Source organism: Carboxylicivirga mesophila (genome assembly GCF_018271975.1).
GTDB lineage: Bacteria > Bacteroidota > Bacteroidia > Bacteroidales > Marinilabiliaceae > Carboxylicivirga > Carboxylicivirga mesophila.
The window spans coordinates 1-21,261 of the sequence record NZ_JAGUCN010000018.1 but is presented as its reverse complement, the minus strand read 5'-3'; the positions used below and the strand labels follow the sequence as shown (position 1 = coordinate 21,261).

Annotated in this window: 23 protein-coding genes; 6 read left to right on the top strand and 17 right to left on the bottom strand. The window is 40.3% G+C overall.

The window, feature by feature from the left end; all coding sequences use genetic code 11:
• The 5 genes from KEM09_RS15065 to KEM09_RS15045 form a co-directional block, all read right to left on the bottom strand.
• Positions 1 to 288: a cytochrome C oxidase subunit IV family protein gene (locus tag KEM09_RS15065; protein WP_212229534.1), complete on the bottom strand. Its 288-nt coding sequence runs from the start codon at positions 286 to 288 to the stop codon at positions 1 to 3.
• A 3-nt stretch (positions 289 to 291) separates the two neighbouring features.
• Positions 292 to 897, bottom strand: coding sequence for a cytochrome c oxidase subunit 3 (locus KEM09_RS15060; protein ID WP_212229533.1), 606 nt, complete (start codon positions 895 to 897; stop codon positions 292 to 294).
• A complete protein-coding gene (locus KEM09_RS15055; RefSeq protein WP_212229532.1) occupies positions 897 to 2,507 on the bottom strand; it encodes a cytochrome c oxidase subunit I in 1,611 nt (536 codons plus the stop codon). The genes KEM09_RS15060 and KEM09_RS15055 overlap by 1 nt, the downstream gene beginning before the upstream one ends.
• A gap of 11 nt (positions 2,508 to 2,518) precedes the next feature.
• Positions 2,519 to 3,286 carry an SCO family protein gene (locus KEM09_RS15050; RefSeq protein ID WP_212229530.1) on the bottom strand — a complete coding sequence of 256 codons (768 nt, stop codon included), beginning with the start codon at positions 3,284 to 3,286 and terminating at the stop codon, positions 2,519 to 2,521.
• A 164-nt stretch (positions 3,287 to 3,450) separates the two neighbouring features.
• Positions 3,451 to 3,723 (bottom strand): DUF493 family protein, encoded by a 273-nt coding sequence (locus tag KEM09_RS15045; RefSeq protein ID WP_212193061.1) that lies wholly within the window; start codon positions 3,721 to 3,723, stop codon positions 3,451 to 3,453.
• Between the two features lie 107 nt (positions 3,724 to 3,830).
• On the opposite strand from KEM09_RS15045, the gene KEM09_RS15040 reads away from it, so the two are divergent.
• Positions 3,831 to 4,286 carry a nuclear transport factor 2 family protein gene (locus KEM09_RS15040; RefSeq protein WP_212229529.1) on the top strand — a complete coding sequence of 152 codons (456 nt, stop codon included), beginning with the start codon at positions 3,831 to 3,833 and terminating at the stop codon, positions 4,284 to 4,286.
• Here KEM09_RS15040 and KEM09_RS15035 read toward each other — a convergent pair.
• The 6 genes from KEM09_RS15035 to KEM09_RS15010 all read right to left on the bottom strand — a co-directional run bounded on the left by KEM09_RS15035 (position 4,283) and on the right by KEM09_RS15010 (position 10,238).
• On the bottom strand, positions 4,283 to 4,672 hold the full coding sequence (locus tag KEM09_RS15035; protein WP_212229528.1) for a YchJ family protein: 390 nt from the start codon (positions 4,670 to 4,672) through the stop codon (positions 4,283 to 4,285). The two genes, KEM09_RS15040 and KEM09_RS15035, sit on opposite strands and share 4 nt — an antisense overlap.
• On the bottom strand, positions 4,662 to 5,291 hold the full coding sequence (locus KEM09_RS15030; RefSeq protein ID WP_212229527.1) for a DEAD/DEAH box helicase: 630 nt from the start codon (positions 5,289 to 5,291) through the stop codon (positions 4,662 to 4,664). Before KEM09_RS15030 ends, KEM09_RS15035 begins: the two co-directional genes overlap by 11 nt.
• Positions 5,292 to 5,416: 125 nt before the next feature.
• Complete coding sequence (locus KEM09_RS15025; protein WP_212229526.1) at positions 5,417 to 5,644, bottom strand: hypothetical protein; 228 nt, start codon at positions 5,642 to 5,644, stop codon at positions 5,417 to 5,419.
• Between the two features lie 248 nt (positions 5,645 to 5,892).
• Positions 5,893 to 7,518, bottom strand: a complete 1,626-nt coding sequence (gene pckA / locus KEM09_RS15020; protein ID WP_212229525.1) for a phosphoenolpyruvate carboxykinase (ATP) — start codon at positions 7,516 to 7,518, stop codon at positions 5,893 to 5,895.
• Between the two features lie 439 nt (positions 7,519 to 7,957).
• Positions 7,958 to 8,599: a methylated-DNA--[protein]-cysteine S-methyltransferase gene (locus KEM09_RS15015; protein WP_342344010.1), complete on the bottom strand. Its 642-nt coding sequence runs from the start codon at positions 8,597 to 8,599 to the stop codon at positions 7,958 to 7,960.
• Between the two features lie 34 nt (positions 8,600 to 8,633).
• Entirely contained in the window at positions 8,634 to 10,238 is a 1,605-nt protein-coding gene (locus KEM09_RS15010) for a fumarate hydratase (protein ID WP_212229524.1), read from the bottom strand.
• Positions 10,239 to 10,484: 246 nt separating this feature from the next.
• Here KEM09_RS15010 and KEM09_RS15005 point away from each other — a divergent pair, with 246 nt between their 5' ends.
• The 4 genes from KEM09_RS15005 (at position 10,485) to KEM09_RS14990 (ending at position 16,564) form a co-directional block, all read left to right on the top strand.
• On the top strand, positions 10,485 to 11,855 hold the full coding sequence (locus KEM09_RS15005; protein ID WP_244825044.1) for an alanine/glycine:cation symporter family protein: 1,371 nt from the start codon (positions 10,485 to 10,487) through the stop codon (positions 11,853 to 11,855).
• Between the two features lie 62 nt (positions 11,856 to 11,917).
• Positions 11,918 to 12,607 carry a head GIN domain-containing protein gene (locus tag KEM09_RS15000; RefSeq protein WP_212229523.1) on the top strand — a complete coding sequence of 230 codons (690 nt, stop codon included), beginning with the start codon at positions 11,918 to 11,920 and terminating at the stop codon, positions 12,605 to 12,607.
• Positions 12,608 to 12,732: 125 nt separating this feature from the next.
• Positions 12,733 to 14,577 (top strand): DUF3857 domain-containing transglutaminase family protein, encoded by a 1,845-nt coding sequence (locus KEM09_RS14995; protein WP_212229522.1) that lies wholly within the window; start codon positions 12,733 to 12,735, stop codon positions 14,575 to 14,577.
• A gap of 19 nt (positions 14,578 to 14,596) precedes the next feature.
• Complete coding sequence (locus KEM09_RS14990; RefSeq protein WP_212229521.1) at positions 14,597 to 16,564, top strand: DUF3857 domain-containing protein; 1,968 nt, start codon at positions 14,597 to 14,599, stop codon at positions 16,562 to 16,564.
• 262 nt (positions 16,565 to 16,826) lie between these two features.
• Here the strand turns inward: KEM09_RS14990 and KEM09_RS14985 are convergent, their stop codons facing one another.
• The 4 genes from KEM09_RS14985 to KEM09_RS14970 all read right to left on the bottom strand — a co-directional run bounded on the left by KEM09_RS14985 (position 16,827) and on the right by KEM09_RS14970 (position 18,874).
• Complete coding sequence (locus KEM09_RS14985) at positions 16,827 to 17,609, bottom strand: collagenase (RefSeq protein ID WP_212229520.1); 783 nt, start codon at positions 17,607 to 17,609, stop codon at positions 16,827 to 16,829.
• A gap of 99 nt (positions 17,610 to 17,708) precedes the next feature.
• Positions 17,709 to 18,008, bottom strand: coding sequence for a type II toxin-antitoxin system RelE/ParE family toxin (locus KEM09_RS14980; RefSeq protein ID WP_212229519.1), 300 nt, complete (start codon positions 18,006 to 18,008; stop codon positions 17,709 to 17,711).
• On the bottom strand, positions 18,001 to 18,249 hold the full coding sequence (locus tag KEM09_RS14975; protein WP_212229518.1) for a type II toxin-antitoxin system ParD family antitoxin: 249 nt from the start codon (positions 18,247 to 18,249) through the stop codon (positions 18,001 to 18,003). Before KEM09_RS14975 ends, KEM09_RS14980 begins: the two co-directional genes overlap by 8 nt.
• 130 nt (positions 18,250 to 18,379) lie before the next feature.
• Positions 18,380 to 18,874, bottom strand: coding sequence for a transposase (locus tag KEM09_RS14970; protein WP_212229516.1), 495 nt, complete (start codon positions 18,872 to 18,874; stop codon positions 18,380 to 18,382).
• Between KEM09_RS14970 and KEM09_RS14965 the strand changes: the two genes are divergently transcribed.
• Positions 18,849 to 19,457, top strand: coding sequence for a group II intron maturase-specific domain-containing protein (locus KEM09_RS14965; RefSeq protein WP_212229514.1), 609 nt, complete (start codon positions 18,849 to 18,851; stop codon positions 19,455 to 19,457). The genes KEM09_RS14970 and KEM09_RS14965 overlap by 26 nt on opposite strands.
• A 95-nt stretch (positions 19,458 to 19,552) precedes the next feature.
• Here the strand turns inward: KEM09_RS14965 and KEM09_RS14960 are convergent, their stop codons facing one another.
• Positions 19,553 to 20,143: a hypothetical protein gene (locus KEM09_RS14960; RefSeq protein ID WP_212229512.1), complete on the bottom strand. Its 591-nt coding sequence runs from the start codon at positions 20,141 to 20,143 to the stop codon at positions 19,553 to 19,555.
• A 148-nt stretch (positions 20,144 to 20,291) separates the two neighbouring features.
• Positions 20,292 to 21,119, bottom strand: coding sequence for a CPBP family intramembrane glutamic endopeptidase (locus KEM09_RS14955; RefSeq protein WP_212229510.1), 828 nt, complete (start codon positions 21,117 to 21,119; stop codon positions 20,292 to 20,294).
• Between the last annotated feature and the right edge of the window lie 142 nt (positions 21,120 to 21,261).

Sequence of the window (21,261 nt, the reverse complement as noted above, 5' to 3'; positions counted from 1 at the left end):
CTATCGGAAGTTATAGTCAAGAAAAGTGATAAACAGAACCAGTGCAACCAATACAAATACTGATATGACCAGAATTTGAAGTAGTTTATTGTCAAATTTCAGATGCATGAAAAATGTCAATACCAGAGCAGACTTTATGGAAGCCAATAGAATAGCTGCAAATACAGTGAGCGTGTCCAGGTTGATTTTGGTAATAGCCACAGAGAGGATAGTCATTACAATTAATCCGGCCAATACTTGTATGTATAGCCTGTATGGGACGATATGATTGTCAGAATGCTTATTCATGATTTATGTGATTAAATAAAACAAAGGGAAAAGGAAGATCCAGATTAAATCCACTAAGTGCCAGTAAAGCCCTGAGTTATCCAATAAAACCGGATTATTGGCTGTGAGCGAATTATTATTGACCCGGTAACAAACAATACTGATTAATACAAATCCTACAATTATGTGCAGGGCATGTAAGCCTGTCATAAAGAAGTAAAGACTGAAAAAGAGGGTGTCTCCATGTCCAAGTCTCAACAAGTCTTCACTGCCTGGAAAAATGCCATGTTCAAACTTACCTTTCCACTCAAAGTATTTATTGGTCATAAACATAAATGCCAAAAAGAGTGTAGCAAGTAGTAGTAGAATTGTTAGTTGTTTGTTTTTTAGTCGGATGGCTGTAGTGGCCATAGCTATAGTAGCACTGCTTACCAGCAAAATAATAGTATTTACTGTGCCAACTGTCACGCTAAGCTCTTCTGCTGCGAGATGAAATGCTACCGGATTGAGATAGCGGTATACTCCATATACTATAAACAAACCTGCAAACAACAGGAGTTCGGTAAATATGAACAGCCACATGCCTAGTTTAGAGGCCTCGTCATCGCGATGTAAATGCATTGTACTCATTATTCAGGATTTTTACGGTAATCATATGGTCCTCGGTCAATGACTGGTATTTCTTCAAAATTTTCAAGGGTCGGAGGTGAGTCAACAGTCCATTCCAGTGTTCTTCCGCCCCATGGGTTCTTACTTGCTTTCTCGCCCTTATAGGCCGAACGGATAAGATTCGTAAGGATAATAACTAGTCCGAGGATTAGCACCCAGGAGCCAATGGTTGATACGATATTAGGTCCATGAAAATTCTCTACATAATCGTAGTAGCGCCGGGGCATACCTGTTACGCCTAAAAAGAACATGGGCAGGTATAGTGTACAGAAGCCGATGAAAAAGATAATCCATCCACTTGTGGCGATGCGTGTATTATACATGCGCCCCCATATTTTAGGAAACCAGTAATGAATAGCCCCCATAAATGCAAAGCCCACACCTCCAAATACAATAAAATGAAAATGCGCCACAACAAAAGCTGTGTCATGCAAATGAACATTGGTGGCTAACGCTCCTAATGCCAATCCGGAAAGGCCTCCAATCATAAAAACAAATAGAAAGGAAGCGGCCCAAAAGAAAGGTGTTTCCAACTGAATGGACGCTTTATGAAGGGTGCCAACCCAGTTAAATACTTTGATGGCACTTGGAATAGCTACAATAAAAGTGAGTAGCGAGAATGTATATAAGGCTGTTCCGCTCATGCCCGAAGTAAACATATGGTGGCCCCACACAAAATAACCTACAAAGGCAATGGCTAACGTGGAGATAACAATGGCCTTGTAGCCAAAGATGGATTTATTGGCAAATGTTGGGATGATTTCTGAGATAGCGCCCATGGCTGGTAGTATCATGATGTAAACGGCCGGGTGGGAATATATCCAGAACAGGTGCTGGTATAAAATGGGATCGCCCCCCAGTGCCGGATCAAAAAAGCCGATATTAAGCACCCGTTCACCAACTATCATTAATAAGGTGATGCCCACGATTGGTGTGGCCAGAATCTGTATCCAGCCAGTTCCATATAAAGTCCAGGGAAACAGGGGCATCTTAAACCAGGTCATACCCGGCGCCCGCAGGCGGTGAATGGTCACAATAAAGTTGATGCCGGTCAGAATCGATGAAAATCCCAGGATAAAGGCACCAAGCACAGCCGGCAGCATGTTGGTATTCGTCTTAAAGGCATAAGGCGCATAAAAAGTCCATCCAGTGTCAGGTGGTCCGCCGCCCATAAATAGCGATGACAGGGCGATGATTGCTCCAAAAACATAAATCCACCAGGATAGGAGGTTGAGTTTGGGAAAGGCTACGTCTTTAGCACCAATCATAATGGGTAGCATAAAATTGCCAAAGACGGCTGGTAAACCAGGTACGACCACAAGGAATATCATGATAACCCCGTGGAGCGTGAAAATAGCATTGTAGGTGGCCGGATCCATTACTGTTTTGCCTGGAGCCAGCAGCTCCAATTTCATAGCAGCGCCCAGCAGAACACCGATTAAAAAGAAACTGACAATGGAATACAGGTAAAGGAGTCCGATGCGTTTGTGATCTGTAGAGAATATCCATGCGAAGATACCTTTGTATCGACCCTGTTCTTCTCTAAAACTAACAGCGTTTAGATTTGACATATAATGGCGGTTTAGGATTTAATACTTCGTCTTTTTGGTTTAATGGTTAAAACCAGCCAAACAAGGCCGGCGATAATGATGATAAGGATGCCAGCTACTTTGGTAATATTAAGTACATAGGCTTGCCCAACAGGATCGTAGCTGTAGCAGAATTGCAATATCTTATTGACTGTTGGTCCCGGAATGCCTTTTGATGCTTCGATAACGGCCAATTTAAATTCAAAGGGCAGAAAATATGTGCCATTCAGGTAGCGTGTGATTTTACCATCCGGACTAAGGAGTATTAGTCCGGCCGTATGGATATAGTCATTACCTGTTTTTTTGTAGCTGAATCCGGTAGCTTGGGTGAGTTGAGCCACATTACTGCTATCAGCCGTAAAGAACAACCAGCCTTTTTCCATGCCATCTTTTTTCACAACGAGTGAATAATTGTTGCGTTTCTTGGCGGCCAGTTCTGTTGATTCAGTGTAGTCAAAACTGATGGTCACCACCTGGTAATCTTGTCCAAGTTGCATGTCTGAAAGATTAATAACCTCGGCCAGACCATCCATCAGTGGTGTGCAAATGCCAGGGCACCGATAGTATACAAAATTCAGAACAGTTGGTTTGTTGTTAATAACGGATGACAGATTTACCGTATCTCCATTAATATTGATGACCTCAATTTGTTTGGGGAGATATTCGTTAAGGTGTTCATTGATACCAATTTTTTGTGTGTCATCAGCCAGGCATGATGCTGTTATCAATGCCCAACAGATAAAGGGTATTAAATACTTCATAATGGCGATATTGGTGTGATAAAGTATAAAAATACCTCATTATCTGATAAAAGGCAATGAGCTCTATAAAAGATTTTTCAGAAAAATCGTATTCTGGTAATGGTTATTGGCCTGAGAAATCAGCCAGCGCAAGGGAGGGTGTTGAGGTTTGGTATGGTCCTTTATTACAGGCTCATCACCCCATTGATGGATGAGATATTATTTGTTACTTCAATAATGGCTTCCGGACTTTTCATGCTGGCCGTACAGGTAACTGAAACGTACTTAAGATTTTTAGTGTGTTTATAGCTGACTTTTCCATGTTTAGGCAATAGATCAACTACTCTTTGTACTTTGCCATCTGCATTGGGTACAATAAATTTAAACATATATAGTAATGGCCACTTTTTGTTTTGAGCCAGTAACTCTTTTAGTTTTTCGTATTCTTTTAGTGACATGCTGTTTTGATTTGTGGTGCAAAAATAGCTTAAAATAATCAGTAGATGAAGATAAAACGGAATAGTTGTATCTTTAATGAGATTATTAACAACCCAATTTTATTAATATGAGAAAATTACAGTTTGTAGCCCTCTTAATGTGTTTTGTGCTTAGTGCTTCAGCGCAATCGGATGACGCTGAGGTAAAAGCGATAAAAGAAGTTATTCAGTCGGCCTATGTTGACGGTATTCAGAATGAAGGTAATATTGAGAAAATAGATGCTGGTATTCATCCGGATTTTAACTTGCTTGGAATTGGTGAGAATGGCACCATCTGGAAGTTGCCAATTGCAGAGTGGAAAGAAAAAGTGATTGAAAGAAAAAAGAACGGACAATTGCCCCGGGATAAGGATAATCTGATTAGCGTAAAGTTTTTATCTGTTGATGTGACAGGTACTGCTGCTGTTGCTAAATTTGAGTTTTATGTAGGTAAGGAACTGAAATATGTTGATTACTTATCGCTATATAAGTTTGAGGAAGGTTGGAAGTTGGTTAGTAAAATCTTTTACAAGTTTGAGGACTAATAATGCTGACCAGACACATAGTACCAAATCCCTTTTTCGTTTCGGAAAAGGGATTTTTCGTGAATGGCCTGTAATGTGCCATTTTCAAGATAGAGAGCCTTGAATTCAACAATGCCATCCTTGTCGTGAGCTTTTCCTTTTTGGGTATTGAGGATGGTAAGCTCCATCCATTGTACTGATTTTGCCCAATTAAGTATTTCCAGTTTGTCTTTTATCGGCCTCGTACTTACATGGTGGGTTTTCATCAGATAATCAATATTAGCTAATGTAAAGGCGGTGTACCTCGAACGCATCAGGCTCTCTGCTGTCTGAGCCTGATGGTGTCCTTCAATAAGTGGCATGCAACATGTGCCGTATGCTCTGTTAGAGCCGCAGTTACAGTTCATTGCTTGCTTCTATTTCGAATATTAAAGGATTTTTCATGATGCGCTCATCCACTGTTTCAAAGCTTTTGTGCCAGCGGCTTGCAAAAAACAGTATTTGCGGATTTTTAATACCATCAGCAATGCGGTAAATAATGGCGTGGTGGGTATTGCTGATAACTGTTTCGGCATTGTCCACAATCAACATCTTTATCTTTGTCATCGGAACGCCATTAATATTCACCAGCTCCATCAGGCGTTTGGGCGTGCAGATTAATACATCCAGCCCATCGTATATTTCATCTTTCTGGTATTGCAAGATGCCTTGGTCAAAAGCAACAAATGTTCTTAAGTTAGTATATTTACCAAGCGTATTGAATTGCTCCTCCAACTCAAACGCCTTTTCTTTTGTTGAGGTGATGATAATGGCGCGTGGTGCTTCTTCAAAAGCCTCCTTGAGTTGCTGGATAACACCCATAATAATGGTGGTTGATTTGCCTTCTTTTTCAGGTGCCAGGCAAAACAGGTCAGCGCCAGATTTTATTTTAGGAATACTCAGTGATTGTAATTCTTTTGGATGTGTATCGAAACCAGCTTCCTTAATGGCCGTCACAAGTTGGGGTAATATTTTTTTAAATTTCATAAACATCTTCCGGTTTGCAAGTGCAAAGATGGTGAAAAGTACTAAAAACAAAAATGGCCTCTTTTTAGAAAAGGCCATTCATTTATTCTGATTGCAAGTAATTGTACCCTGCAAAAGAGTTTTATCTATGCGTAATAAGCGATCAGGTTTTTACCTGTATACATTTCAATGCTGTTGTTTGTTCCTTCTTTTACGTTAAGGCTAAATTCCGGATGCTTTTTTTCAAGGAATTGATTAAGGCGTTGCATTAGAATGGATGCCTTGTTGTTATTCCTTCTGGTAATGAAATTATCCAGGGCAATTAAAAATGAAATCTGCTTATTCTTGGCGTTTGATGTTATACGAAGATTCATAGCACACATTTTTAAGTTGATGTTTTGATTTATATACTCTCTTTATTGATGAAGGTTCCGATTTTAACAATTAATAACGTTCCTCAAAAGTGAAACCTTGTAAGTTTGTAATTGTTTAATCGGTTGACTACCTATTCATAAAGGTAATACGTCAAAATGTATGCCAAAGTGGGTAAGTGCCAAATTGGCTGTTTGGCTTAAAAATTAAGAGGTGTTAACCCTTTGGTTAACACCTCTTTGAGTAGATATTAGGAGTTTGTAGTTGTCGGTCCGGCTTTTACCAGTTCTTGGCCTTGTGGTGTATCAGTGTACTTTCTGAAGTTTGTAATAAACCTGCTGGCCAAATCATTTGCCTTAGTTTCCCAATCTTTTGGATTACTATAGGTGTTGCGTGGATCCATAATGTTCGGATCGACATCGTGCAGCTGTTTTGGAATCTCCAGATTGAAGACCGGGATGGTGGTTGTTTCTGCTTCCTCAATAGAGCCATCTAATATGGCATCAATGATGGCGCGTGTGTCTTTTATCGAAATCCGTTTGCCTGTGCCATTCCAGCCAGTATTAACCAGGTAGGCTTTTGCTCCGTGTTGCTCCATTTTCTTCACCAGTTCGGCACTGTATTTTGTTGGATGAAGCGAAAGGAAAGCTTCGCCAAAACAGGCAGAAAAAGTGGGGCGTGGCTCGGTTACACCAAGTTCGGTGCCAGCCAGTTTAGCTGTAAAGCCCGAAAGGAAGTGGTATTGTGTCTGTTCTGGGCTAAGTTTCGAAACGGGCGGCATTACGCCAAAGGCATCGGCCGTCAGGAATATGACTTTATTGGCATGGCCGGCTTTAGAAACAGGCTTAACAATGTTGTTGATGTGATATATGGGGTAAGAAACCCTTGTGTTTTCTGTAACTGAATTGTCACTAAAATCAATTTTACCATTGGCATCAACGGTTACGTTTTCAAGTAAAGCATCTTTTCTGATGGCGTTGAAGATATCTGGTTCGCTTTCTTTGTCCAGATTGATGGTTTTAGCATAGCAACCTCCTTCAAAGTTAAATACGCCTTCGTCATCCCAGCCATGCTCATCATCTCCAATCAGTTCACGTTTAGGATCGGTAGAAAGCGTTGTTTTTCCAGTGCCGGAAAGGCCAAAGAAAATAGCTACATCACCATTTTTTCCTTTATTGGCCGAGCAGTGCATAGAGGCCATGCCGTTCAATGGCAGGTAATAGTTCATCATGGCAAACATGCCCTTTTTCATCTCGCCACCATACCAGGTGCCGCCAATGATTTGCATCCTTTCGGTTAAATTGAAAATCGTAAATACTTCTGAGTTCAATCCCTGTTCTTTCCAGTTTTTATTGGTTGTTTTCGATGCGTTAAGCACAACAAAATCGGGTTCGCCATAGGTGGTTAACTCTGCTTCTGTTGGGCGGATGAACATGTTTTTTACAAAATGAGCCTGCCAGGCAACTTCTGTAATGAATCGTACTTTTAGGCGGCTATTGGCATTGGCACCACAAAAAGTATCAATTACATATAGTTTTTTTCCAGATAGTTGTGCGCAGGCATCACTTTTAATAACAGACCATGTTTCGGGAGATACAGGTTTGTTATCGTTTTTAGCAAAGTCTGAAGTCCACCAAATGGTGTCTTTAGTTATGTCATCCTCAACGATGTATTTATCTTTAGGTGAACGGCCGGTGAATTTTCCAGTCATCACATTGATAGCGCCTGTTTCGGTTAGCTGTCCTTTCTCATAGCCTTCCAATTCGGGATTTAGTTCATCGAGATATAAATCTTCATACGAAGGATTGTAAATGATAGATGATGTATCTAAAATACCATATTTACTAAGGTTTACCGTAGATTTTACTGCTTCCATTTTGGTGTTGTTAATTGGGTTCTTACAAATTGTAATTAATAGTGGTTGTAGTGTGATTTGATTGTGATATTAATATGCGATTATCTTTAAAAAATTAACTAAAATAAACAAATAAGTACAAATTAATACAAATAAAAATACTGAAATAGTTCTTTATTATCAGATAATTAAGAAGTATATCAGTATGGATTGTGAATTGATATGCTAAGATTTGTAATTTGTTATAAAATAAACAAATTATTTGGCAACTTTGTTTTTGAAAGGCCTGTAAAGGACTGATATAGAGGATTAAAAAAATATTTAAAGAAAAATAAAGCTAATAGTGCTTATGAATCGTAATTGGTGGCCCTATTTATAAGGAATAATTTCTTTTAATGCCAAAAGTAGTTAGCGTAAGTTATTGCTGTTAAGTAAGGTGTTGAATTTGGTATTTTTTATGTTATTGTAAGTATTTAGGTGTTACAACAGCAAAATATTCCTTTTCAAAAAGCTTTAGCTGTGGAGTGCATTTTTGTGGGCTTTCCAGCTCTAAAAGTCTTTTTTTAGCCATTAAACCACCTGCATAACCTATCAATTTGCCATTTTTACCAATAATGCGATGACAAGGGACGATGATGGAAATGGCATTGGCACCATTGGCAGAGGCAACAGCTCTTATGGCATTTTTGTCACCCAATTGAATGGAGAGTTCCAGGTAACTTCTTGTTTCACCGTAGGGTATTTCTAATAGGGCCTGCCATACACTTTTCTGAAAATCAGTGCCAACTAATAATAGGGGTAGTGTAAATTTGTCTAACTCTCCAGTAGTATAGGCTTTTAGTTGCGCAATGGTAGCTTCGATTATAGGAGTTGCTGCTTCTTTATAGTCAGCGTTTAAAGCTTTTTGGATGCGTTTGTCAATATTGGTGCGCATTTTTCTGTATCGCCAGTCGCACAGGCAAAGTTTATTATCGTAGGAGCCTATGATGAGTTCTCCAAAAGCACTTTTAAAGTATTGAATAGCGATGAAGTCCATAACAGATGGCTGACGGTTTGAGTTGGCAATATAATAAAACAAAAACTGCGATGGACAAATGGCCACCGCAGCTTGCTATTGTTTATGCTATTATAGCTGTCTATAGTTTAGCAAAGAAGTCATTCCCCTTATCATCTACAATAATAAATGCCGGGAAATTTTCGACTCTGATTTTGCGAACTGCTTCCATACCCAGTTCTTCAAAATCAACTACTTCTACTGATTTTATACTATTTTTGGCGAGGATAGCAGCTGGCCCTCCAATAGAACCAAGATAGAAACCGCCATTGTTCTTACAAGCATCAGTTACTGCTTGTGAACGGTTACCTTTAGCTACCATAATCATAGACCCGCCATGTTTCTGGAAAAAATCAACGTATGGGTCCATACGGCCCGCTGTTGTAGGTCCAAAGCTACCAGAAGCCATGCCTTTAGGTGTCTTGGCAGGTCCCGCATAATAAACGGGGTGATTTTTAAAATACTCAGGCATTGGCTGGCCTTCGTCCAGCATCTGCTTGATACGAGCGTGTGCAATATCACGTGCCACAATTAAAGTACCTGATAAATTTAAGCGTGTTTTAATTGGGTACTTAGTGAGCTCCTTCAATACATCTTCCATTGGCTGATCCAAATCAATGTCGACAGCAGGTGCCATGTGTGGAGCTTCTTTAGGAACGAATCGTGACGGATTCTTCTCCAGTTCTTCCACAAAAATACCTTCTTCAGTTATTTTTGCTTTGATATTGCGGTCGGCACTACAGCTTACACCCAGGCCAACAGGACAAGAAGCTGCATGACGTGGCAAACGAATCACACGTACATCATGCACAAAATACTTACCACCAAACTGGGCGCCAACAGTGCTTTCCTGGCATATCTTCTGCACTTTTGCTTCCCACTCTAAATCGCGGAATGCTTGTCCACCCTCATTACCTTCAGTTGGTAAATGATCGAAGTAGCCAGCGGATGCTTTTTTAACGGTAGCCAGGGTTGCTTCGGCAGATGTACCACCTATAACTAATGCCAGGTGATAAGGAGGACAGGCCGAAGTTCCCAGATCTTTAATTTTGTCCTGGATAAATTTGGTCAGATTTTCCTCAGTTAGTAATGCTTTGGTCTGCTGATACAAAAAGGTTTTATTACCTGAGCCGCCACCTTTGGTCATAAATAAGAAATCGTACTGATTACCTTGTTCTGCGTAAATATCAATTTGCGCTGGCAGGTTTGTGCCTGTGTTTTTCTCTTCAAACATTGAGAAAGGAACTACCTGTGAATAGCGCAGGTTGCGATCGCGATAGGTCTCAAATACGCCTTTCGAAAGGTGTTCAGCATCATTGGCACCAGTAAATACGTTTTCACCTTTTTTACCAATGACAATGGCTGTACCGGTATCCTGGCAAGTTGGTAATTCGCCTTCGGCAGTTACCACCTGGTTCATTAGCATGGTGTGAGCTACAAAGCGATCGTTGTCTGACGATTCTTCATCCTGCAGTATGTTGGCCAGCTTTTGCAGGTGGGTTGGACGCAGGTAGAATGAAACATCCGAAAAAGCTTCTTTTGAAAGCAGCTCTAATCCTTTAGGATCTACTTTTAAAATTTTTCGGCCATCTACCTCAATGGTAGAGACATAATCTTTTGTGATCAACCTGTAAGGGGTTTCGTCCTTTTGTATCGGAAACGGTTTTTGATATTTAAAATCAGCCATAATAGAAATTGGTTATTAGGCAGAAGTCTTTGGTCTTCTCCAATTTGTTGTTTGGCTGCAGACTCCAGACTTAAGCAGTTTTTATATTATCAGTTATAAATTATATCAGGTTTATGCCGCTGACGTGCAAATCTAAAACTTAATTCAAAATCAATTAAAGAAATTGTGCAATAATTACCGTTAAAAAAATATAAAGCAATAAGCCTTATGTTTTGAATGCCATGGCAGTTTTTCTATCTTTCAAAGATGAAAAGAATTGAAAACCTAATCATCGAATTTAGTGACTTTATTTGGGGTACGCCACTTCTCATTCTACTTTTAGGTGGCGGATTTTTCTTTATGATGTATAGCCGGCTCATGCCGTTCAGGTATATTGCGCATGCAGTTGATATTTTAAGGGGTAAATACGATGATCCTGATGAAGCAGGACAAATCAACCATTTTCAAGCTTTGTCAACCGCTTTGGCAGCTACGGTTGGTATGGGTAATATCAGTGGGGTGGCTGTGGCTATCACGGCAGGTGGTCCGGGAGCCATCTTCTGGATGTGGGTGAGTGCCGCACTGGGTGTCTCCACCAAGTTCTTTACCGGTACACTGGCTGTTATGTTCAGAGGTAAGGATGACCGGGGAGAGGTGCAGGGCGGTCCGATGTATATTATTACCGAAGGTTTAGGGAAGCGATGGAAGCCTATGGCGGTATTTTTTGCTGTGGCGGCTATGTTTGCTGTGTTCCCTGTTTTTCAGAGTAACCAGCTGACGCAGGTGTTTCGTGATATTGTATTGTCGCCCAATGGCATTCATACCGGGTTTACCAGCGATTTAGTAACCGGTATTGTTATAGCCATCTGTATGTCAGTCGTTATTTTTGGAGGGATAAAGCGTATTGGTAAGGTAACAGCCGGTATTGTGCCGTTTATGGTACTTCTGTATGTGCTGGTTGTGCTGTATATTATCTTTTCTCATACAGATCAGCTGTGGGATGCCATTGTTCTTATATTCACCGATGCTTTTGAGGCAGAAGCTGTGTTGGGCGGGGCAGTAGGTATTATCATTATTACCGGTATAAAGCGGGCTGCTTTCTCCAATGAAGCCGGAATCGGAACGGCCCCATTGGCGCATGGTGCCGCTAAAACAAATGAACCTGTTAGAGAAGGTCTGGTGGCTATGCTGGGGCCTATTGTTGATACTTTAATAGTATGTACCATGACAGCATTGGCTATACTGGTGACAGGCGTATGGCAAACCAGCGATGCAGATGGCATTACCCTAACAGCACTGGCATTTGAAAAGGCTATTCCGGTTTATGGGCCTTACATTTTAATTCTGTGTGTGTTGTTTTTTGCCTTATCAACGCTATTCACTTTTCCTTATTATGGCAATAAATGTGCGTCGTACCTATTTGGTACCCGTTCAAAGAATATCTACAATACACTAAGTGTTATTAGTGCGGTAGTTGCCGCGGTTGTTTCAATCGATGTGGTTATTGCTTTTATTGATTCGGCTTATGCATTAATGGCGTTCCCTAATATGATTGCTGCCATTATTCTTGCTCCCCATGTCAAGCGGGCAACTGTCAGCTATTTTTCACGTTTAAAGGCCGAACGGAAGAAAACTTGATTTGTCTGTAACTTAAGTGTCGGTTTGAGCGTCCTACTTTTTAAATACTTAATCTTTAGCATATGAGAAAAATAATGATGTTGACAATGTTGATGCTGATGGCAACCGTTGTCTTTGCGCAGGAAAAAGAAAAACGTTCTGTTGGTGATTTTACTCGCATCACTGTTTCATCGGGTATTGATTTATATCTGTCACAGGCAGATGCCAATGGCGTGGAAGTAGAGTGTAAAAAAGATGATTTGCACCGACTGATTACCGAAGTGGAAGGGAATACACTTAAGATATATATGAAGGGCAACTTTAGTTGGAACTGGAGTACAAAAACAACGCCTAAGGTGTATGTGTCTGTTAAGCAGTTAGAAGCACTTTCGGCCAGCGGAGGTTCTGATGTATACGGTCAAAACGTATTGGAGCAGTCAGTATTGAAGTTAAGCAGCAGTGGTGGCTCTGATGTGTATATTGAGGTGAAATCAGATGAGTTGAAATTAACCACATCAGGCGGTTCAGATATAAAAATCAAAGGGGTAGTGGGACAATTAATAGCCACATCGAGTGGCGGCTCGGATATTAACGCACGCGACTTAAAAGCTGAAACAGTAAAAGTCACTTCATCAGGTGGCTCGGATGCCATTGTGTGGGCCAATAAAGAAATTATTGCCAATGCCAGCGGTGGCAGTGATATCGTTTTCTACGGAAATCCTGAGATTAAGCAACTGAACGAATCGGGGGCCGGTGATATTAGCCAGCGCTAAAAAAGAAGAAATAAATAACAATCATGAAAGCCACATCCGTTAGGGTGTGGCTTTTATTATGTGATGCATATAAGCAGCAAAATTTTAGTTGCTTAACTAAAAATACTATTTTAGAAAAAAAAAGAATGCGCCTACCCCTCATCTTCTTTTTTAGTCTGTTAATATGTATACCAGTTTCTGCCCAGCTGAACGACTGTCAGATCAATCGCTACAATAAAGTGGTGAGTTACTCTGGCTCCAGGGTAGTTGAATATACCGAACTGGAGATACAGATTAATACTGCCAAAGGCTTAAGTTATGCTGATATTGAAATACCTTACTCCAAAGGCAATAGCATTAAGGATTTGCAAGCGGGTATTTACGATTTGTCAGGTAACCAAATACGGATGCTGAAGAAAAAAGACATTGTGCGAGCCAATGCCTATTCTGATAATTCGTTCCATAGTGATAACATGACAATGTCCTTTAAGCTATTACACAATCGTTATCCGTATATTATTAAGTACAGTTATAAAACAGATGCCACTGATTACCTGTATCTGGCCTGGTGGATGCCCCGCAGCAGCAAATATGTGCCGGTTAAAGAGGCAAGCCTGTCAGTAGAAGTGCCTCAGCAATGTGCTGTACGTATCTTTCAACGGGGTGTAGGTGAGGCTCAGGAAGTATCATTAAACGGTAAAAAAACATATAGCTGGACCATTGACGATGTAGAATTTGTTGAACGACAGAAGTTTGGTCCGCAAAGCCAGGAGCTGCAAGCCCAGGTGATGGTTATGCCGGAACTGTTCAACTATGGCGTGAAAGGTAATGCGGCCAGCTGGCAAAGTTTTGGCGAATGGCTGAGTGCGCTAAAGGCCAACTGCCATAATCTGCCAGAAAGTGAAAAAGAACGGGTGCGCCAGTTAACGAAGGATTGCAACAGTGAGTTAGAGAAGATAAATACACTGTATAAATACCTCCAGAATAATACCCGCTACGTAAATGTGGCTCTGGATATTGGAGGCTTGCTGCCAGAGACCGCTGAATACGTTTGTGCCAATAGATATGGCGATTGTAAAGCGCTGACCAATTACATGCAAGCTTTATTAAATGAGGTTGGTATTGCTTCTGTTTATACCATTGTGCACGCCGGGCAGTATCCGGTTAAGATAAATACCACTTATCCATCGCAACAGTTTAATCATGTGATTTTATGCGTGCCGCAAGCCAATGATACCATTTGGCTGGAGTGTACCGATAAAACGGCTCCATTTGGCTATCTGGGTACTTTTACTCAAAATCGTACGGTGTTATTGGTGGATGGCGAAAACAGCCGTTTGACCCTTACGCCTGCATTAAATCATGAAGAGGTGGCCGATAGTTATGTATCGACGATTAACATGGCGGCCGATGGCACTTTGCAGATGGAAACACAAGCCACCTTGCGAGGCAGAGCTTTTGACTATCTAAAGAGCTTGAATGATGCCTTGCCGCAACAAGATAAGCTGGACTATATTGAGGAGTTGGGAATAGTAGAGCACGCCGATATAGCCCATTTTTCGTTGGAGAGAACCCATGCCGACTCCTCTTATATTAATCTGACGCTGCACTCGAAGCTTAATAATGCCATTGAGCCCATTGGTGAGCGATCCTTAATAAAACCCATCCGTCCTTTCTATTTTAAGCTTGATGAGCCAGAGCAACGAACACAGGAGCTGCGTTTTAGCTATCCTTTTAATGTGAGCGATACGCTGATATACAATCTGCCTCGACCTATTAAGCGCGTAAGCGGATTACAACACCAGCAGCTAGATACGGATTTTGGATACTATACAAAAGACGTGCAGTTTAATGAATATCAGCTAATCATTACCCGACATATCAGCATTAAAGCCGGCAGCTACCCGGTTGAAGAGTACGAGGGCTTTTATGAGTTTATGCAAGCGTGTACCAACGCCGAATTACAGAAAGGTATTGTCGAATATTTCTAACTAAATCCAACACCACACTATGAAAACACTTTTATTCACCATTTTGCTGTTTACCTCCTGGATGTTTAACAAGGGCATGGCGCAGGAGATAGAGTTTGGAAGTTTGCGACCTTGCGATGCCGAGATACAGGCCTGTGCCTATGAGAAAGATGCGCCGGCTGTTGTGTTGTTTGATAAGGGAGATTCGTGGTTTGTGCAGGATGATGGTGGATTTGTCCTTCGCTTTGACAGGCATGTTCGTATCAAAATATTTAATGAAGCAGCCTTTAATAAGGGGGAGTTTGAGATACCATTGTATAAGGGAGGCGAACGGAATGAAGAGGTTAAGGAGATAGAAGGCATCACCTTTAATATCGAAGGCGGGCGAATGGTAAAGGTAGAGCTGGATAAGAAAAATGTGTACCGTGAAGACATTAATGAATACTGGTACATGAAAAAGTTTGCCATGCCACAGGTGAAAGAAGGTTCAATTATTGATGTGAAATACACTGTTTATTCGCACTATTTCGAGCATTTCAGAGACTGGGAATTTCAAATGGATATACCAGTTTTGTACAGTGAGTACAAGGTGAATATGATTCCGTTTTTCTCGTATCGCTATCGGCTGCAGGGGGCTACTACCTTCGACCATTATAAAAAATACGACAAAAAAGGCCTGGAGAGAACCTATGCCGGTATACCGTTTAAGGATGTTGTGTATGAGTTTGGCTTCGAAAATGTACCATCGTTCAAGGATGAAAGCTTTATATCCTCGCGCAATGATTACATTAAAAAGATAGACTTTCAATTGTCGGAAATCAATTCTACCTCGGGCTACAGCCGTAAGTACATGAACACCTGGCCATCCATGGCCAAAGAGCTGCTGGACCATCCTGATTTTGGAAAATACATAAAGAAAGCCGAAAAGTGGGGGAGCAAGACCTTTACACATCTTAGTAATATGCCCGAGGAAGAGCAACTTGATAAGATTCTTACCTACATGAAGCAGCATTTTACCTGGAACCATTATACCGGCAAAAGGGCTCAATATAGCTTCAAGGAGTTTAACGAAAAGCTATCGGGTAATATTGGTAATATCAACCTGAGTGCCATAGGTGTGATGCGCGCCCTTGGCCTGCAGGCTTCACCGGTTATTATCAGTACCAGGGATAATGGTAAGGTTACCGATTCGTTTCCATACTCCAACCTGTTTAACTATGTGCTGATATTGGTTGAGGTGGATAAGACCATGCGCCTGGTGGACGCCACCCAGGATATGTGCCCCAATCACCTGATTCCATCGCGCTGCATCAATGGTAAAGGTTTTATAGTAGAAGAGGATAGTGAGAAATGGGTGACCATATCCAATGCAGCTACTTCGCTGGAGGAGCTGAACATGGCCATATCGGTTAATGTTGAAGAAGGGGCGCTGGAAGGTTTGTGCCTGGCAAAGTGCACAGGCTACTCGGCTGTGTCGGAGCGTAAAGCGTATTATAACAGCCGCGAGAAATTTGAGAAGAAAATAAGCAGCAAGGGCTTGAAGGTTGAGAATATGGAAGCCGTTAATTTGTCCGATAGCTCGCAGCCCTTTAAGTATAGTTTCAAGTTTTCGCAGGCGATTGACCGCATCGATAACCAGTTAATACTGTCGCCTTTTGCCAACCTGGTGGAAAAGGAAAATCCCTTTAAGCAGGAAGACAGGAGCCTGCCTGTAGACTTGGTGTATTTGCGCGGTAATCGTTTTATCACCACCATTCAGATACCGGAAGGCTACAAGGTAGAAGCTTTGCCAAGCCCTCAAAAGATTAACTCCGAAAATGTGTCATTCTCCTTTATAGCCCAAACGAATGCTAAGCAGGTGCAGATGATAGCCAGTTATAATTTTAAGAAGCAGACGTATCCGGCAGATACCTACAAGGAATTAAAGCGCTTTATGAACGCAGTAACGTCGGCCATCAACTCTAAAATTATACTGACAAAGGTAGATAATAACCTGGCTGATTTATAGCTTGGCCTTGGATGTATTTCATACTTGCAGATAGGAAATATTTGATTTCGTGATTCTATGTGCAGGAGGTTTTTAGACAGTCTGACGGTTAGTAAATAAAAAGTAGCGAAACACGAGCGATTTCAGTCCGTTGAACCAAGTAGCCAAATTTGCCACCAACCAAATAGGCAATCGGCAGTTTTGGCGCTGGTTGCCGAAGCCACAAAACTTCCAAAATAAGTCGAACTCCATATGCTTTATTGCTGTTTATTGGGCGCTGGCGTTAATATTTATTCCTCCATTCCATCATTTCTAAAAATACCTGGTCACGGCTTATTTCAAATTCACAGATTTTAAAATAATCCATATCCTTTACTTCCATAAGGTATTGTACCATTAATCCGTATTTGTTATAGGAATGAACTTGTTTGGTGCCGTCATTATCTACAATTATCTTCACAGGGTCTTGTCCATTTTTGCTCTTTACCAGATAATCGTCAATTTTCTCTTTTAACCGGCCATCACCCTTATAATTTCTTGAAATGTACTCAGCATATCCTTCTACTTTCCAGTTAATCTTTCCCCGGGTTGTTTTCTTCATATAGTCCAGGTCGGCATTGAATTGCAAGCTATGTGTAAATTCATGTGCAAGTAACCATGTCAAATCCAGGTGTTGATAGAAATCATTTTCTTCATAATACACCACCACAAGGTTTTTGTTAAATTGGTAATCACCCTTCTTTAAAATAACGGCGTTGGATAAAGCAAAGGCTGGTGTTGAATCCATCGGATAAAGATGAGGGTAGATATTATCGTCATTAAAACACAACTTAATAGGCATACTCTCATCATATAATTCTGAGCTTTTTGTTAATTCTATGGCAGCGTTAATAATGTCACTTGTTTTTTCCTCTAATTCGAGATTGTGATATATAGTCACCTGACCTAATTGGGTTTTATTGGAATAGGAAAGACTGGGATTAAAAAACAGTATGGCATAGGTGGCAAAGAATACTACCAATAAGGAAATCAGAGTAACTATGAATTTAATAAGTATTCTTTTCATTAAGTTATTGAATTATCAAATCTCTTATCGCTTGCGTCCAACGTTTGCTGGACGAGCCGACCGAGCCATGCGTCATTTTCAGATTGTTGGGTGTAGTTTTTATTCTGCTATTCTATTTTTTAAGTCCATCTGCTCATGAAGAATTCTTGTTATCTCAATAGGATTATTATTTGACTTGCGATAGAATATAATGTGTCTATTAACTTTTAGTCCGAACAACTTGATGTTTATTCCAACATAGTTTTTTCCTAAATCTGGATTATTTGCAATGTCCTGGCAGCTATTTAGTAGCAAATCATAATACTTATCAGCTTGGTATTCAGACCAAGTATCATATGTATACTCCCAAATTCTATTTAAATCTTCAACAGCTTTGTTAGTCAACTCATAACTAGCCATTCTGCTTTCTTTTGGCTTTCAATTCCTCAAGATTCCTTTTGGGGTTAAAGTCGTGAGCAATTCCACTATCAATCCCTTCTTGTATTGCATTTCTTAGGGCAGTCGCTTTACTTTCTTCATTTTCCAGAAGTCTTAAACCTGCTCGAATAACTTCGCTAACATTTTTATATCGACCGGCAGAAACTTGTGTCTGAACAAACTGGTCAAAATAATGACCAAGTGATATTGATGTATTCTTCATTTTCAAAGTTTTAATCAAATTTACCAATAATTGGTAAAAATGCCAAATCTAATGGTTTTGCTCAAAGTACACCCAACGGCAGTCTGTCTAAAAACCTAGACGACTACCATGTTCATTATTAAAGCTAGGTTTATTTTCCGTGAACAGAAAAATAGTTCAGGTTTCTGGTCAAATAAGCACACAGTGTATTCAAGGGAATGATGGTGAATGCAAGATCATTTTTACCTTTAAAAAACGAAATAAAGAGCATTAATGTGCTCAATAAGCCATCGATACCCAGAGGATTGATAATGCGCCGGAGGTTATAAGCAGTCATCATTAGTCCTACATCGGCACTGGCTCTATTTAGCGACTGTTTTGTGATGATATGGTCAAAACCCCATTGGCGTTTGATGGTGCCATAGGGATGCTCCACAATGGCCTGCTGGCATTTGTAGAGCTTTGGGTTAGCCTCAATTCGTTCTTTATTGGCGGTCACATATATATTTTCAGCATGGTGGCGAATAATACGCCCATTGACTTTGGCGCTGGTGCACCGGGCTCTGCTTGCACATCCTTTACAGGCTGATGATTTCAGTATATATCTGAAATCAAAGTGGATGGCTCGTCGGGTAGGTAATCGCATTTATAGGTTCTTAAAGGACAAGCTCAAGTTACCCATCAACCGAGCCAAAAGCGGGATTCGTCGCCCTGTTCACTTTACGTGTCTGGGTTTTGGTTTTGTGCCTACCTACCGTAAAGGCGAAAAGGGCAAATACCAGTTAGTTGCAAGCGACAAGAGTTGGCAAAATCTGAAGCAAAAGCTCAAGAGGATTACCCGTAAAACCACACCCATGAGTTTCGATGAGCGCCTCCAAAAGCTGCATGAAGTCAGCTGGGGATGGGTGAACGCTTACCGCATGGCAAGCATACAAATTAAGCTCGAAGAACTCGATGGCTGGCTGCGTAACCGTCTCCGCTATTGCATTTGGCATCATTGGAAGAAACCTGAGAAGAAAAGGCGCAGCCTGATTCGCTTGGGTATTGAGCCCGGTATGGCCTATGCATGGAGCCGCACACGTATGGGTGGTTGGGCAGTAGCTCAGAGCCCGATACTTGGAACTACCATTGCACTAAAACGCTTGAAGCAAAGGGGCTATGTCCCTCTAAATGAAATCTATCAACAAATCACGCCCAATAAGCGTGATTCGCTCTTCCTGATGACTTAACGAACCGCCGTATACGAGACCCGTACGTACGGTGGTGAGAGAGGTTCTCCGATAGGCTATTGGCCTATCGGCAGCCTACTCGATTGGCACCCGTTTTATTTTCCTTTTAATTGTCTTTTTAAATCTGCCTTTATTAATACAATAAGTTCGTCATACCACTGTTTTACTCGTTGATTTCCTGCTATCATCTGCCTTTCAATGAGGTGTCCTTCCAAATTACTTGTTTGCCTTAGGTCAATAAGTCTTTCCTTTCCAATTTCGAACTCACTAAAAGATTTGATTATTTCCATAAGTTGTCTGTAGTGGTCATCTTCAATAAATAGAGATGCTCTTTCGATTTCAATTTTCGTCTTTTTAATTTGTTTTGCGAAATTATTTAGGTTCATTGAGTTTGCACGACTCCAAAGATTGTCTGCTGAAATTTTTAAATCATGAAGACTAGTCCATAGTACTGAATAAAGCTCAAATTGCCTATCTGAATATCTTAATGTAGTCTGCTTTAATACATCCAATTTAGATTGATATTCATTGATTTCATTCTGAAATTCAGCTCGAAATTTTTGCTCCAACCGCTTGGTTAATATTCCCCCAAAATATTTAGAGAGACCAAAAATCAATGCAGCTGCTCCTCCAATTGAGCCCAACATTGCAGTAAATAGTTTAAAAATTTCAGTCCAGGTTATCATTATTTATTGATTTAAATTTTAAGCTGTATATAAATGGGTGCCAACGGTCAGGCTATGAAGCGTTGGCTTGTGTTGCGCCTGCGGCAAGCCTATGCTTTATGAGCCATTGTTGGCATTTCGTTATTTATTCAGAGAAAATTTAAACAAATCAGCTGGGTCGTAAAAATATACTTAAAAACAACAGTGAATTGTTTAATCCATGAGCAATAATTAACGGCCATAGCTTTCTATACTTTATGTAATAAATTCCAAATACTAGAGAGATTATAGGAATGCTAATAAGTGAAAACCAGCCTTGATAAGTATGAAAAGATAACCTAATCAACATACTAAATACAATTACTATGATAGGGCTCATTTTCTCAAAGCGTTTAAATAAATAACCAATAAGAAGTGATTCCTCGTAAATTGAGTTTATAACAATAATCATTACCAAACTCAGCCAATTGGCCTCAATTGTAAAGTTTGGCTTATTTTCTGTATTAATAATATCCAAACCTATTACATCTATGATTACCAATATAATATTGATAAAGAGAGCTGTAGTTAAAAGAAGCAATATTGCAATGAATATCATTCTAAATTTAAACCTCAAATTAAAGTCCAATAATTTCCAACCACGGAATTTCAAGAAGGTTCCAATTATAGTCAATACTATAATTTGATAAAGAGTATTAAAATATGTGCCATAATTTGATACTTGTATATCATTTGCTGTTTGTCCGAAAATCAGTTTATAAGTCGAACTAAATGCAAAAAAACCAAAACCAACTATTAGCACTATCAATAGTTCTATTTTAGAAGTATAGACAGATTTTTCTTTCTTCGCTTCGCTTATTTTTAATGAATTCCGCCGGTTTATTTCTTCTATAATTAACTGCTTTTCGTCGCCAAAGTAATAATTAAGTTCATTGGATAACTGTTGGATTTCTTTATCTGACTTGTTTTGTAGTTTAATCCTTAATTCGTTACTCATATAGGTTAATATAATTCTTATTTACTTGGTTCGATGTTTTAATGAATGCCAACGGTTGGCCGCATGGCGCTGTAGCAGATTCTGCGTTGAGATTGTCCGTCCGAGAGGACGAGACTATCGATGCGGGAATCTGCACGACCAA